The 13,187-nt window shown below is 65.1% G+C and carries 13 protein-coding genes; 11 read left to right on the forward strand and 2 right to left on the reverse strand.

Going from position 1 to position 13,187, the window contains the following annotated elements:
* Nucleotides 1-285 precede the first annotated feature (285 nt).
* Nucleotides 286-843 carry a sugar O-acetyltransferase gene (locus AC1DYL_RS11890; protein WP_477173271.1) on the forward strand — a complete coding sequence of 186 codons (558 nt, stop codon included), beginning with the start codon at nucleotides 286-288 and terminating at the stop codon, nucleotides 841-843.
* Nucleotides 844-863: 20 nt separating this feature from the next.
* On the opposite strand, the gene AC1DYL_RS11895 is transcribed toward AC1DYL_RS11890, so the two are convergent.
* Both AC1DYL_RS11895 and AC1DYL_RS11900 read right to left on the reverse strand, forming a co-directional pair.
* Entirely contained in the window at nucleotides 864-1,142 is a 279-nt protein-coding gene (locus AC1DYL_RS11895; RefSeq protein WP_477173272.1) for an acylphosphatase, read from the reverse strand.
* Entirely contained in the window at nucleotides 1,142-2,695 is a 1,554-nt protein-coding gene (locus AC1DYL_RS11900) for a UxaA family hydrolase (RefSeq protein ID WP_477149972.1), read from the reverse strand. Before AC1DYL_RS11900 ends, AC1DYL_RS11895 begins: the two co-directional genes overlap by 1 nt.
* A 144-nt stretch (nucleotides 2,696-2,839) precedes the next feature.
* Between AC1DYL_RS11900 and AC1DYL_RS11905 the strand changes: the two genes are divergently transcribed.
* The 10 genes from AC1DYL_RS11905 (at nucleotide 2,840) to AC1DYL_RS11950 (ending at nucleotide 13,159) form a co-directional block, all read left to right on the forward strand.
* Nucleotides 2,840-3,595, forward strand: coding sequence for a GntR family transcriptional regulator (locus tag AC1DYL_RS11905; protein ID WP_477173273.1), 756 nt, complete (start codon nucleotides 2,840-2,842; stop codon nucleotides 3,593-3,595).
* A gap of 21 nt (nucleotides 3,596-3,616) precedes the next feature.
* The gene (locus AC1DYL_RS11910) at nucleotides 3,617-4,048 is read left to right on the forward strand and encodes an RbsD/FucU family protein (RefSeq protein WP_477173274.1); all 432 of its coding nucleotides are present in this window, start codon (nucleotides 3,617-3,619) and stop codon (nucleotides 4,046-4,048) included.
* 5 nt (nucleotides 4,049-4,053) lie between these two features.
* Nucleotides 4,054-5,064: a DUF3616 domain-containing protein gene (locus tag AC1DYL_RS11915; RefSeq protein ID WP_477173275.1), complete on the forward strand. Its 1,011-nt coding sequence runs from the start codon at nucleotides 4,054-4,056 to the stop codon at nucleotides 5,062-5,064.
* Between the two features lie 86 nt (nucleotides 5,065-5,150).
* Nucleotides 5,151-6,002 carry a fumarylacetoacetate hydrolase family protein gene (locus AC1DYL_RS11920; protein ID WP_477173276.1) on the forward strand — a complete coding sequence of 284 codons (852 nt, stop codon included), beginning with the start codon at nucleotides 5,151-5,153 and terminating at the stop codon, nucleotides 6,000-6,002.
* A gap of 322 nt (nucleotides 6,003-6,324) precedes the next feature.
* On the forward strand, nucleotides 6,325-6,888 hold the full coding sequence (locus AC1DYL_RS11925) for a dihydrofolate reductase family protein (RefSeq protein WP_477173277.1): 564 nt from the start codon (nucleotides 6,325-6,327) through the stop codon (nucleotides 6,886-6,888).
* A 508-nt stretch (nucleotides 6,889-7,396) separates the two neighbouring features.
* Nucleotides 7,397-8,134: a FadR/GntR family transcriptional regulator gene (locus AC1DYL_RS11930; protein WP_477173278.1), complete on the forward strand. Its 738-nt coding sequence runs from the start codon at nucleotides 7,397-7,399 to the stop codon at nucleotides 8,132-8,134.
* 208 nt (nucleotides 8,135-8,342) lie between these two features.
* Nucleotides 8,343-9,479, forward strand: a complete 1,137-nt coding sequence (locus AC1DYL_RS11935; protein ID WP_477173279.1) for a sugar ABC transporter substrate-binding protein — start codon at nucleotides 8,343-8,345, stop codon at nucleotides 9,477-9,479.
* An 80-nt stretch (nucleotides 9,480-9,559) separates the two neighbouring features.
* Nucleotides 9,560-11,113 carry a sugar ABC transporter ATP-binding protein gene (locus AC1DYL_RS11940; RefSeq protein WP_477173280.1) on the forward strand — a complete coding sequence of 518 codons (1,554 nt, stop codon included), beginning with the start codon at nucleotides 9,560-9,562 and terminating at the stop codon, nucleotides 11,111-11,113.
* Nucleotides 11,110-12,183: an ABC transporter permease gene (locus tag AC1DYL_RS11945; RefSeq protein WP_477173281.1), complete on the forward strand. Its 1,074-nt coding sequence runs from the start codon at nucleotides 11,110-11,112 to the stop codon at nucleotides 12,181-12,183. The genes AC1DYL_RS11940 and AC1DYL_RS11945 overlap by 4 nt, the downstream gene beginning before the upstream one ends.
* A gap of 10 nt (nucleotides 12,184-12,193) precedes the next feature.
* Nucleotides 12,194-13,159, forward strand: a complete 966-nt coding sequence (locus AC1DYL_RS11950; RefSeq protein WP_477173282.1) for an ABC transporter permease — start codon at nucleotides 12,194-12,196, stop codon at nucleotides 13,157-13,159.
* Nucleotides 13,160-13,187 lie beyond the last annotated feature (28 nt).

The raw sequence follows: 13,187 nt of genomic DNA on the forward strand, positions 1-13,187 counted from the left end.
GTGGGTCTCGGGATGCCCCAGACCCGGCGGCGCTTAGGCGCGGATCATGGGGCTAAATGCCTGCGACCGGGGTTTCCCGGTGCGGTGCCATAACAATGATGGTCGCAAAGCAAGACATGGGTCGTATGTAGGCGGTCTTGTCGCAAAGTCAAATCCAGCCGCGCTTCGTGTCTCTGGCTGAATCTCGGGATCGGGCAGATTCAGACCCTTCCGCCCTGTGCCTCGACTCAGCAAATCTCGGCGCCCGCTCTCGCGCAAACCTCACCGCACCCCCGGGGAAAACGGATGGCCATCGACGATCGCACCAAGATCATTCCGAGGCGGACGCCGGAATCAGCGGCGATGGTCGCCAGCGTCAAGCGGGCGATGGCGATCACCCCGGCCATCAACCGCCTGGCCTACGACGATGCAGACGCGATCCGGGCCCTGTTCAGCGAGCTGATCGGCCACCAGGTGGACGACAGCTTCTCGCTGATCCCGCCGTTCTACGCCACCGGCGGCGACAACATCCGGGTCGGGCGCAACGTCTTCATCAACCAGAACTGCACCATGTACGACCTGGGCGGCATCGACATTGGCGACGACGTCATGATCGGGCCCAATGTCAGCCTCATCACCTCGGGCCATCCCATCGAGCCCTCCCAACGGCGTGCCGCCGTGATCGCCAAGCCGATCGTGATCGAGCGCAACGTCTGGATCGCGGCCGGAGCAACCATCATCGGCGGGGTGACGGTAGGTGAGAACTCGGTGGTCGCTGCAGGTTCGGTCGTCACCAGGGACGTTCCTCAGAACACCCTGGTCGGCGGAAATCCTGCGCGGGTCATTCGGTCGGTCGGCGAGTAGGCCGCGGCCCCAGCCGGCGGTTACGCCGTCGGCAGCGAACTGAACCCATCCGGTATGGGGCCCTCGTAAGGGCCCGTCCGTACATCGGTCACCGCCGCTGCAGGCGGGCCGGCGTTGAGTTCCATCAGGATGTGCTGGATCCCGCCTTCGTCGCCAGCGAACACCGCCTCGACCGTGCCGTCGCGCCGGTTGCGAACCCAGCCATTAAGCTTCAGCACCTCGGCCTCGCGCTCGACAAAAGCGCGAAAGCCCACTCCCTGCACCCGTCCAGTGATCACCACATGGACGGCGCGCCGCATCAGAACGTCGCGCCAATCTGCCAGGGGACGAACTCGTTGTCGCCATACCCCAGGAGTTCCGATTTGCTCTTCTCGCCCGAAGCGACCGCGAGGATCTTGTCGAAGATCTCCTGCCCCTTTTCTTCCAGCGAGCCGCCCTCGACCACTTCGCCGCCGTTGATGTCCATGTCATCGATCATCTTGTGATAGATGTCCGAGTTGGTGGCGATCTTGATCGACGGCGTCGGCTTGCAGCCATAGGCCGAGCCGCGGCCGGTGGTGAAGCATAGTATATTTGCACCACCAGCAACCTGTCCCGTCGCCGAAACCGGATCGTATCCGGGCGTATCCATGAACACGAACCCCTTTTCGGTCACCGGATCGGCATAGTGATACACTGCATTGAGCGGAGTTGTACCGCCTTTTGCAGTTGCACCCAGAGATTTCTCCAGAATAGTGGTAAGTCCGCCAAGTTTGTTTCCCGGAGACGGATTGTTGTTCATCTCCATGTTGTTGCGTTCGGCGTAATCTTCCCACCAGTGGATGATATCGATGAGCTTCTCGCCGACCTCGCGGTTCTTCGCACGCCGGGTGAGGAGGTGCTCCGCGCCGTAAACCTCCGGCGTCTCCGAGAGAATCGCCGTGCCGCCGTGCCGCACCAGGATGTCCGCCGCGACGCCCAGCGCCGGGTTGGCAGTGATGCCCGAATAGCCGTCCGAGCCGCCGCACTGCAGCGCCAGCATCAGTTCCGAGGCCGGCACCGTCTCGCGCTTCGCCTTGTTGACGATCGGCAGCATGGCCTTCACCGCCTCGACGCCGGCTTCCACCGTCTTCCGCGTGCCGCCCACTTCCTGGATGGTCATGGTACGGAACGTTTCATTCTCGGTGACCCCATAGGCTTCCTTGAGGCGCGGGATCTGGAAGCCCTCGCAGCCGAGCCCCACCATGATCACCCCACCCATGTTCGGGTTGGTGGCATAGCCCCACGTGGTCTTCTTGAGGATATCGAAGATCACCCCGCGATAGTCGATGACGCAGCCATTGGCCTGCTTCAGCGCCACGATGCCGTCGACATTGGGATACTGCTCGAGAATGCCCGAGCGCTCGACCTCGCGCGCGATGAACCCGGCGACCGTGGTCGAGCAGTTCACCGAGGTGAGGATGCCGATATAGTTGCGCGTCCCCACCGTGCCATTGGAGCGGCGGAAGCCCTGGAACGTCGCCCGCTGCGCCTCCGGCACGAAATCCACCGGCACGATGCCCTCGCCGAACGCGTAGTCGCGCTGGAACGCGCCGTGCTCCTCGCCGATCGTCACATTGTGCTCATGCACCCACTCGCCCGGCGGGATCGCGTCCTTGGCAAAGCCGATGATCTGCCCGAACTTGACGATCGGCTCGCCCGCTGCAACCTGCCGCACGGTGAACTTGTGCCCCTTGGGCACGCGCTTGGTGGTGCGCACGCCCTGCGGCGTATCGGTGCCGACATCGAGATTGCTCAGCGCCACCGCGACATTGTCTTGGGCGTTGAGCAGCAGCGTCTTGGCGGCGGCGGGGCGGGACATGACATCGGACATCGGGAGCGGCTCTTCTGATCCTGGATACGGGCGGGAACTGTCGAAACTGTTGTACGCCCGACGCTGCCCGCTTGCGGCGGAAAACCTGTCAGGCGACAAGCAGGTGCAATTGAAATGCTCCGGCAGTCCAACTAACATGTTAGCATGAAGACTGACGCAAGTCCCTACTCATTTCTGTCTACGCCCGCGACACCGACACGCGGCAACGTCACCGTGTTCGTCACCGACACGCTGCGCCAGGCCATCGTCCAGCTGGACCTGAAGCCCGGCGAAGTGATCGACAAGGGCGCCATCTGCGAGCGGCTCGGTGTCTCCCGCTTCCCGGTTTCCGAAGCGCTGGCCCGGCTGCAGGCCGAGGGTCTGGTCGACATCCTGCCGCAGCGCGGCAGCACCGTGTCACTGGTCCGCATCGCCGACGTGCTCGAATACATGCTGATCCGCAAAGCGCTCGAGGCCGAAGCGGTCCGCGTCGTCACCGGCAACCACAGCCCGGAGCTGATCGACACGCTGCAGCGCAACATGAGCTACCAGCGCGCCGCGGTGGAGATCGACGACCAGAACGGCTTTCACGAGCGCGACCTCGAGTTCCACGACATCATCTTCGGCGACATGCGCTTCACCAAGGTGAAGGGCGTCATCGAGAACACCCGCGCCAATCTCGACCGCGCCCGCCGCCTGATCCTCACCCCGCGCCGCCTGAGCGTGACGCTGACCGAGCACCAGAGGATCCTCGACGGCATCATCGCCAGCAACGCCACGACCGCCTCCGCCGCCATGCGCGCCCATATCGACTCGGTGATGGCCGAGCTCATCGCCTTCGCCGCCGATCACGCCGAACTGTTCGCCGACGGCGAAATGCTCCGCGACGACCCCGCCTACTCCGCCTTCCCGTTCGGCTGAACGGCAACAAAAGGAAACACCATGCTCAAGGGCATTTCGCCGATCCTCGGCCCCGACCTGCTCTACATCCTGCGCGCCATGGGCCACGGTGATGAGATCGCCATCGTCGACGCCAACTACCCCGGCGACAGCGCCGGCCCGCAACTGGTGCGCCTCGATGGCATCAGCGCCAACGACGTGCTCGATGCGGTGCTCTCGGTGATGCCGCTCGATACCTTCGTCGACGAACAGGCCTTCGGCATGGAAATGGTCGGCGACGCCAAGAAGCGCGAGCAGACCCACAAGGATTTCGACAAGCTGATCAGGAAGCACGAGCCGGAGATGAAGCTGAGTCTCCTCGAGCGCTTCGCCTTCTACGAGCGCGTCCACGGCGCCTATGCCGTCATCCAGACCGGCGAGCGCCGCCTCTACGGCAATGTGTTGTTGAAGAAGGGCATCGTCCGCCCGGAGTAAGCCATATGACGCGGGACGGTGATCAGCCGTTTATCCCCACCCGGGAGCTCGCCCTGATCGGCGACTTCCTGAGCGCGGAGACTACGGTCGCCACCGATCTCAGCGGCATCGCCAGCGCCACGCCGCTTGGCCGGCGGCGGCGCAAATGCCTCGTCATCGACAACGAGGGACTGTTCGCGCAATTCGCCTGGCTCGATCTCGATGCGGCCACGCTCGAGCCCGGCACCGTGGTGCCGCTGCTCCCCGCCGATCGCATCAAGCTCGAGGCCGTCGGCGCCGCGCCGGATGACGGCTACCCCGGCCCCGACCGCTACATCCTCGACGGCGAAGGCGTCGTCTGGCTCGGCCCGCACTACTACGTCACCGGCTCCCACAGCATCCATGACTGGGTCACCCCGCAGGGCAAGAAGCGCGCCGACTACCGCCGCTCCGCCCACCTCGTCGCGCGGGTCGGCCGCGATGGCCGGCACCCCGAACTGAGTTACCGCCTCAACGAGCTGTTGCGCGGGCGAAAGACCTTCGCGCCCTATTTCCTCAAGTCGCCCAACAAGCGCGACGGCATCAACATCGAGGGCCTCGCCGCCTGGCGCCGCCGCCTCTATTTCGGCTTCCGCACCCCGACCATCGACGGCGACGCCCTGCTGCTCAGCGTGCGTGCCGCCGCATTGTTCACGGCGGGCGCCGACCTCGCCGCGAAAGTCATCCGCGTGCCGCTGGGGCGCGGCGTCGGTATCCGCGATCTCGCTACGCTCCCGGATGGCCGCTTCCTCATTCTCGGCGGCCCGTCCTCCGATGCGGCCGAAGGCTTCACCGTCAACCTGTTCAACCGCAAGCGCGATGCTGTGACGAGGCTCGGCACGCTCGAACCGATCGACCGCGACAAGGTCGAGGCACTGCTGCTTGCCGACTACACGCTACGCGCTGATGGCAGTGCCATCGCCGAGCTGCTGGTCCTCTCCGACCACCCCGCCAACGGCCGCCCGCGGCTATTCACCCTAGAGATTCCGGCCGGCTGAGCCCGCCGAACGGATTCGACCATCGTCGCCCTCGACTCAGCGCGACCAGCGCCCTATCCCTTCGCACCAAATTTGAGGAGCACTCCATGAAACTTCTGCGCGTCGGCCCCAAGGGCGCCGAAAAGCCCGCGATCCTGCACACCGACGGCACCTATCGCGACCTGTCTTCCGTGGTTTCCGATATCGCCGGCGCCGCCATCGGCGCCGAGGGCCTCGCCAAGGTCAAGGCCGCCGACCACGACAGCCTTCCCGTGCTCGACAAGGGCTCGCGCATCGGCCCCTGCGTCGGCAGCGTCGGCAAGTTCATCTGCATCGGCCTCAACTATGCCGACCACGCCGCCGAAACCGGCGCCGCCATCCCGGCCGAGCCGATCATCTTCATGAAGGCGACCAGCGCCATCATCGGGCCGAACGACGACGTGATCCTGCCCAAGAACACCCTGAAGCCCGACTGGGAAGTCGAGCTCGGCGTCATCATCGGCAAGGAAGCCCGCTACATCGAAGAGAAGGACGCGCTGGACTACGTCGCCGGCTACTGCGTCGTGAACGACCTGAGCGAGCGCCACTTCCAGACCGAGCGCGGCGGCCAGTGGACCAAGGGCAAGTCGGCCGACACTTTCGGCCCTATCGGCCCGTGGCTGGTCACCAAGGACGAAGTCAAGGACGTGCAGAACCTCGGCATGTGGCTCGACGTCGACGGCCACCGCTACCAGGACGGCTCGACCAAGACGATGATCTTCGGCGTCGCCCATGTCGTCGCCTATCTCAGCCAGTTCATGAGCCTGCAACCCGGTGACGTGATCACCACCGGCACCCCGCCGGGCGTCGGCATGGGCCAGAAGCCCGAGCCGATCTGGCTGAAGCCGGGCCAGACCATGAAGCTCGGCATCGACGGCCTGGGCGAGCAGCAGCAGACGACCAAGGCCTACGCGGCCTAAGGTCTTCGCACTGAAGTTTCGAGGGCGTCGGTCGCAAGGCCGACGCCCTTTGTGCTTCTGGGCGCCCTCCCCTCACCGGCGTCATTCCGCGAAGGCGGGAACCTAATGCGATCTATCGGCCTCTACTGGCGCTGCCGCATCCCACTGGTTCCCGCCTTCGCGGGAATGACAGCGGTGGATGTGACATGACCGTGGCAGCTTTGCCTCTCCCAGCCGTCGTCGTCACCGACCTCTGCTACATCACTTAAGCCGCAACTTAATCATTGACGTTCCCTGCTCCCGCACGTTAGTTAAGCCAAACCTTAACCAACGAGGGGCGCCCATGCGCAAGCTCAAGATGCATCTCCACGTATCGCTGGACGGCTATGCCTCCGATGCCGACGGCGGCTTCTACTGGGTCACCTACAACGACGTGATCGCGGCCCGGGCAAAACAGCTTACCACCAATGCCGATGCCGTCGTCTTCGGCCCCAAGACCTACAAGGGCATGCAGGGCTACTGGCCGACCGTCCCCGGCAACCCCGACGCGACGCCGGGCGAACGCGAGCACGCCGACTGGCTCGCCCGCTCGACCAAGATCGTCGTCTCGACCACCCTGCCCGAAGCCGAGGCCAACTGGGAGAAGTCGCTGCTACTGCGCGATCCCATGGAACTGAACGCGCTGAAGCAGCAGCCCGGCGGCGACATCGTCAGCTTCGGCAGCCCGGTCCTCGTCCGCAGCTGCCTCGAGCGCGGCCTGATCGACGAGCTGCATTTGTTCCTCAACCCGATCCTTCTCGGCGGCGGTCAACTGGTATTCGGCCCCGGCGCGCAGAAGAAGCTGCGCCTGCTCGAGGCGCTGCCGCTGCCCGACGGCGTAGTGGCACTGACCTACGCACCGGCTTAGCGGATCGCCGCGACAGACGGCCCGTGCCCGCCGGAGCGTGTGCTACCCCCACCCTCTTTCCCTCTCCACAAGGGGGAGGGAGGCGATAGCTGCACCGCCTCAGTTCTTGCGTCTCCCTCCCCCTTGTGGGGAGGGATCAAGGGTGGGGGTGGCCACAGCCTCGATGCAAGGTAAGGCCTCGACCCTGGTCCGCTGCCATAACTTCTTCACAGCCTCGACCAGCAAATTCGCACTCTAATCGGATCGCGTGCGGCCACCCAAGGCGGTCCCCACAACGCCCTCCGCTAACATGTTAGCATTCAATGTTTTTCCGCTCCGCACATCCCTGCCGCAGTCTCCCGCAGATCAATTCCAAATAGTATTTGTCATACCAGTTGCCGTCACAATCTACTCCAAGCATCCATTGCAGAGCTATTGACAGGCAAAAACACTGAAACTAACGTCCCGCTGGTCCTACAAATGTAGGACTGAGGGAACTATTCACATTTGGTGTCGGGGCAATCCGGTCATGTCGGCCAGGAGCAATGTCGTTCGGCTGAAGCAGGGGAGCGCGCGCAAAAAGCACGGCGCCGTGCACCTCTATGACTCGGCTGTCGAGACCCTGGTCGGGCAGATCAAGGCGCTGATCGACGCCCGCAACCTCGGGGTCGGCGACCCGCTGCCATCGGAGCGCGAGCTGGGCGAGATGTTCAGCTCGAGCCGCACGACGGTGCGCGAGGCGATGCGCATCCTCAAGGCCTATGGCGTGGTCGACGTACGCCCCAAGGTCGGCGCTGTCATCATCGATCGGCGCATGGACGCGGTGTTCGAACTCTATTCGTTCAACACGCTGGAGCTCAGCCGCCAGACCTTCCTCGACACGCAAGGCTTCCGCCAGCTGATCGAGGTCGGCTCGGTTGACCAGCTGTTCGATCGCGCCACTTCCGAGGACATCGTCGAGCTCCGCACCATCAACGACGCGATGCGCGAGGAAGATCAGATTCACGCCGCCGCGCAGCACGATTTCCGCTTCCATTCGACCCTGGTCGGCATCCTCGGCAACAAGCAGGTCACCGAGATCTACCGGATCATGAAGCCGGTGATGCTGAAAATCATGGAGAGCGGCGTCAACCGGATGAAGACCCACGGCGTCAGTTTCGACGAGCACGGCGGCATTGCCGACGCCCTCGAGACCCGCAACCGCTTCGCCTATCAGTACCGCATGAGCCAGCACCTCGAAGCCGGGTTGGCCCTGTTCAAGGAGTAGACACGGAGCGTGTTCAGGAAAAGTCGCTCGCGCTTTTCCGGTTCGAACGCGCGACCAACCGAAGGATTTGGCGACGCCAAGGGAGGCGCGCCGGATCGGGCTATCTCGCCCGACGATATGGTGGACGGACACGAGAACGCTCGGCCACCGTTTGACCACCGACTCGACTGCCTAGTTGTTTCAGATTGTTCTCTGGGAGGAGAAACCTATGAACGCACTACGCATCGCTTCGGCCGCTCTCGCCGGCCTTCTCGTCTCGACCAGCCTCAGCTTCGCCGGACCGAACGTCGTCTCCGGCCCCGGCGCCGACCCTACCTGCTTCGCGCCGTGGAACGCCGAGACCAAGTACTTTCAGTGGGAAGCCAAGCCCGGCCCATACCGCATCGCCGTGGTCAACGGCTATGTCGGCAACACCTGGCGCATTCAGATGATCAAGACCGCCAAGGCCTTCGCCGAAGACCCGGCGATCAAGGACAAGATCAAGGAGTTCAAGGTCGTCTCGACCGGCACCGACGCGCCGGCCCAGCTCGGCGCCATCGAGGACTTCATCAACCAGGGCTTCGACGCCATCGTCACCATCGCGGTGTCGCCGGAGGGTTTTGACCGCGTCATCCGCCTCGCCGACCGCGAGAACGTCGTCATCGTGCCGTTCGACAACATCCTCGATACCGACGCCGTCATGATGGTCAACGAAGACCAGCTGCAGATGGGCCGCGACTGGGCCAACTTCGTGGTCAAGGAACTGGCTGCCAAGGGCAAGACCTCGGGCAAGATCCTCGAAGTCCGCGGCCTCGCCGGCAACTCGGTGGACCGTGATCGCTCGATCGGCATCCACGAGGTGTTCGACGGCACCCCCGGCCCTTGGGAGATCGTCCAGGTGGTCGGCAACTGGGATGACGGAACCGCGCAGAAGGTGACCGCCGACGCGCTCGCCGTGCATGGCACCTTCGACGCCGTGATCACCCAGGGCGGCTCGACCGGTACCGTGCAGGCGCTGCTCGATGCCAAGCACCCGTTCGTGCCAGTGGGCGGCGAGGCCGAGAACGGCTTCCGCAAGCTCGTCGCCGCGCACTCGGCCGAGGGCCTCGTTGGCCTCTCGATCGGCCAGTCCCCGGGTCTCGTCGCCATCTCGATGAAGGCAGCGATCTCGGCGCTCGAGGGCAACGTCATGCCGCAGCTCATCTCGGTGCCGCTGCCTTCGGTCGACTACACCGCGCTGAAGGACGGCACCAATTTCTGGACCGACCTGCCGGACAACTTCTTCACCGTGAACGAATTCCCGCCCTGCGGGGTGAACATCTCGGGCCCGGCCATCATGGCCCAGACCGAGGAGAACGTGCAGTAGACCTCCGCACGTCAAAGCGGTGCCGGGCCCCATCGCCCGGCACCGTTTCTCCCCATTCATTTGACGGCTGAGGATCTACGATGCTGGACGGCAAGCCCGCGCGGCCATTCGCCGAACTGACCGGCGTTTCCAAGTTTTTCTCGGGCGCACGAGCGCTCGAGGGGGTCGACTTTTCGTGCCGGCAAGGCTCCATCCACGCCATCCTGGGCGAGAACGGCGCCGGCAAATCCACCCTGATCAAGATCATGGCCGGCGTGGTGCAGCCCGATAGCGGCACGCTCACCGTCGCCGGCACGCAGCACCGCTTCTCGCGCCCCTCCGAGGCGGCGAAAGCCGGGATCGTCTGCGTATTCCAGGAACTGTCGCTGATGCCCGACCTGTCGGTTGCCGACAACATCTCGATTTCCGATCCGCCGCGCCGCTTCGGCCTCATCGACAAGCGCGCCCAGCGCGATCGCGCCGAAATGCTGCTCGCCCGCATCCACTGCGAGGACGTCGACCCCCGCGCGCTGATCCGCGACCTGTCGCTGAGCCGACGACAGATGGTCGAAATCGCCAAGGCGCTCGGCAAAAGCCCCAGGCTGCTGATCCTCGACGAGGCGACCTCCGCGCTCACCAGCCGAGACGTCGAAACCGTCTACAACGTGCTCGCCGAGCTGAAGGCCGAAGGCAGCGGCATGCTGTTCATCTCGCACCGTATGCACGAGGTCGAGGCGCTCTGCGACACCCTCTCGGTGTTCCGCAACGGCCGCCACATCGAGACCTTCGACAAGGGCGCTCGCAGCCAGGACGAGATCGTCAAGCTGATGATCGGCCGCGACATCACCCATCAGTTCCCGACCAAGCCCCCCGCCCTCGCCCGCAAGCCACACCTCGCCGTCACCAACCTCAAGTGGGAGAACCGCCTCAATGGCGTCTCGCTGTCGGTCGGCAAGGGCGAGATCGTCGGGCTCGGCGGCCTCGATGGCCAGGGCCAGAAAGAGCTGTTGCTGGCCCTGTTCGGCGTGCTCCGCGGCGTCGAGGGTAAGGTCACGGTCGGTGGCGAGGGCGGCATCCCCGCCTCCCCCGCCGACGCCAAGAGCGGCCGCAGCCGCATCGCGCTGGTGCCCGAGGATCGGAAGACCGAGGGCCTGATGCTCCCTATGTCGATCGCCGACAACCTCCTCGTCGCCAGCTTCGACAAGGTTCGTCGGGGTCCGTTCATCGACAGGGCAAAGTCGCGGCAAGCCGTGGCCGATGCCATCGCCCAGCTGCAGATCAAGCTCAACAAACCGGACGACCCGGTCGCCAGCCTGTCAGGCGGCAACCAGCAAAAAGTGGTCATCGCCAAGTGGCTGATGACCGATCCCGAGGTGATGCTGCTCAACGACCCGACCCGCGGCATCGACGTCGGCACCAAGCAGGAGCTCTACCGGCTGATGCGCGAGCTCGCCGACAAGGACACCGCGATCCTCTTTTACTCCACTGATTATGCTGAGCTAATCGGCTGCTGCGATCGCGTCGCGGTAATGTACGACGGCCGCATCGTCACCGAGTTCTCAGGCGACGCCATCACCGAGGAAGCCCTCGTCGCCGCCGCGCTCAACATCACCAGGCCGGTCGACGCGCCGGCCCGAGAGGCGGTGCCCGCATGAGTGCCGTCACCGCCACCACCCCGCCGCGCGCCTCGGCGCTCGCCATGTCGATCCGCCAGAACCGCGGCTTCTACGGCGCCCTGCTGCTGCTCGCCGCGCTCTACATCACCTACAACTTCATCCACCCGCGCGGCTTTTCCACCAACGTCTTCATCGCCAACACCAATGAATCCGTGGCGCTCGCCTTCGTCGCCATGGCGCAGGCGATGACCGTGATCCTCGGCGGCCTCGACCTCTCGGTCGGCGCGGTGATGACCCTCACCAGTTGCATCGCCAGCGAACTGGTCCGCGGCGAACCATGGCAGATCATCCTCGGCTGCGTCGTCTCCGTCGCCGCAGGCACCGGTTTCGGCCTCGTCAACGGCCTAGTCATCGTCTACGGCCGCCTGCAACCGATCATCGCGACGCTCGCCACCGGCGCCGTCGCCATCGGCCTCGCCCTGCTGATCCGTCCTGAGCCGGGCGGCGAGGTTGACCTCGATCTCAACTGGGCCGCCACCAACTCACTGCGCGACCTCGCCGAGACCTACCACCTGTTCGACGACGGCGACGCCGCCTGGTTCCAGCCCATCGCCTGGTTCCCGGTGCCGCTGATCATCCTCGTCGTGATCGCGGCCGCCGTGTGGATCCCGTTCCGCCGCACCGTCACGGGTCGCGCGCTCTACGCCATCGGCTCGTCCGAAGGCGCCGCCTACATGTCGGGCCTGCCGATCAACCGCGCCAAGCTCTGGGCCTTCACGCTGGCCGGCTTCTTCGCCGGTTGCGCCGGGCTCTACCTCGCCATCCAGACCGGCTCAGGCAGCGCCGATATCCCGCAGGCCGGCGCCTACACGCTCAACTCCATCGCCGCCGTGGTGCTGGGCGGCATCTCGCTGCTCGGCGGCGTCGGCACGGTGATCGGGGCGCTGGTCGGCGCGCTGATCCTCCGCGCCATCTCGTTCTACTTCCGCATTCTCTCCATCGACCCACTGCTGCAACCGCTGGTCGAGGGCGTCGTGCTGCTTGCCGCCGTCAGCCTCGGCGCCATCCGCACGCTGCGGGTGAAGAACCGCCTCGAACTGTTCAGGTAGGACCGGACCCATGGCCAACGACCTCACCCTGCCCCGCCTGAAACCCGACGATCTGCCGATCGCCATCTCCGCCGGCTTCGTGCTGGTGATCCTGGCGCTCGGCTCGATCTACACCATGGCGACGCTCGGCTCGATGCCGCTGCTGAGCCCCAATTACCTGCTCACCCAGCTGCAGACCGGCGCCTTCCTCGGCATCGTCGCCGCCGGGATGATGATGGTGATCCTGCTCGGCCACATCGATCTCAGCGTGCCCTGGACCATGACCGCCGCCGCCATGATGGCGACCACCGTCGGCGGCCCCGCCGCCATCCCCACCGGCCTCGCCATCGGGCTGTTGGTCGGCCTCTTCAACGGCTTCGGCGTCGCCTACCTCCGCATCCCCTCGATGATCTTTACCCTCGGCGTCGACTCGGTGATGCGCGGCCTGATGGTCGCCCATACCGGCGGCTTCTCGCCGGTCACCGAATCCACCCCGCTGATGCGCTACCTCGCCGCCGACAAGATCCTCGGCATCCCCGTCGCCATCTTCGTCTGGGCCGCGGTGTCCGTCGTCATCGCTGCCATCCTCAGCCGCACCGCCTTCGGCAAATCCATCTATGCCACCGGCAACCGCGAGGCCGCGTCCTACCTCAGCGGCATCCGCACCCGCTGGGTCATCGTCGGCGCCTTCGTCATCTCCGGGCTGTGCGCGGCGCTGGCCGGCGTGCTGCTCGCCGGTTACTCAGCCAAGGCCTACCAGGGCATGGGCAACGCCTACCTGCTACCGGCCATCGCTGCGGTGGTGATCGGCGGCACCCACATCCTCGGCGGCCGCGGCCGCTTCATCGGCACCGTGGTCGGGGTAATCCTGATCGTGCTGCTGAACTCGGTGCTGTCGATCATGCAGATGCCCGAAGCCGGCCGCCAGATCATCTACGGCCTGGTGATCATCGTCATGCTGCTGGTCTATGGACGGACGGCGAAGGTGACGAGCTAGACCGGGGATCCATCGGCTTGGCGCTTCT

The sequence above is a fragment of the Devosia sp. P1_H9 genome, from assembly GCF_056405135.1.

Coding starts and splice junctions, on each gene's coding strand:
- AC1DYL_RS11890 (WP_477173271.1), top strand. CDS start 286: ATGGCCATCGACGATCGCACCAAGATCATTCCGAGGCGGACGCCGGAA.
- AC1DYL_RS11895 (WP_477173272.1), bottom strand. CDS start 1,142: ATGCGGCGCGCCGTCCATGTGGTGATCACTGGACGGGTGCAGGGAGTG.
- AC1DYL_RS11900 (WP_477149972.1), bottom strand. CDS start 2,695: ATGTCCGATGTCATGTCCCGCCCCGCCGCCGCCAAGACGCTGCTGCTC.
- AC1DYL_RS11905 (WP_477173273.1), top strand. CDS start 2,840: ATGAAGACTGACGCAAGTCCCTACTCATTTCTGTCTACGCCCGCGACA.
- AC1DYL_RS11910 (WP_477173274.1), top strand. CDS start 3,617: ATGCTCAAGGGCATTTCGCCGATCCTCGGCCCCGACCTGCTCTACATC.
- AC1DYL_RS11915 (WP_477173275.1), top strand. CDS start 4,054: ATGACGCGGGACGGTGATCAGCCGTTTATCCCCACCCGGGAGCTCGCC.
- AC1DYL_RS11920 (WP_477173276.1), top strand. CDS start 5,151: ATGAAACTTCTGCGCGTCGGCCCCAAGGGCGCCGAAAAGCCCGCGATC.
- AC1DYL_RS11925 (WP_477173277.1), top strand. CDS start 6,325: ATGCGCAAGCTCAAGATGCATCTCCACGTATCGCTGGACGGCTATGCC.
- AC1DYL_RS11930 (WP_477173278.1), top strand. CDS start 7,397: ATGTCGGCCAGGAGCAATGTCGTTCGGCTGAAGCAGGGGAGCGCGCGC.
- AC1DYL_RS11935 (WP_477173279.1), top strand. CDS start 8,343: ATGAACGCACTACGCATCGCTTCGGCCGCTCTCGCCGGCCTTCTCGTC.
- AC1DYL_RS11940 (WP_477173280.1), top strand. CDS start 9,560: ATGCTGGACGGCAAGCCCGCGCGGCCATTCGCCGAACTGACCGGCGTT.
- AC1DYL_RS11945 (WP_477173281.1), top strand. CDS start 11,110: ATGAGTGCCGTCACCGCCACCACCCCGCCGCGCGCCTCGGCGCTCGCC.
- AC1DYL_RS11950 (WP_477173282.1), top strand. CDS start 12,194: ATGGCCAACGACCTCACCCTGCCCCGCCTGAAACCCGACGATCTGCCG.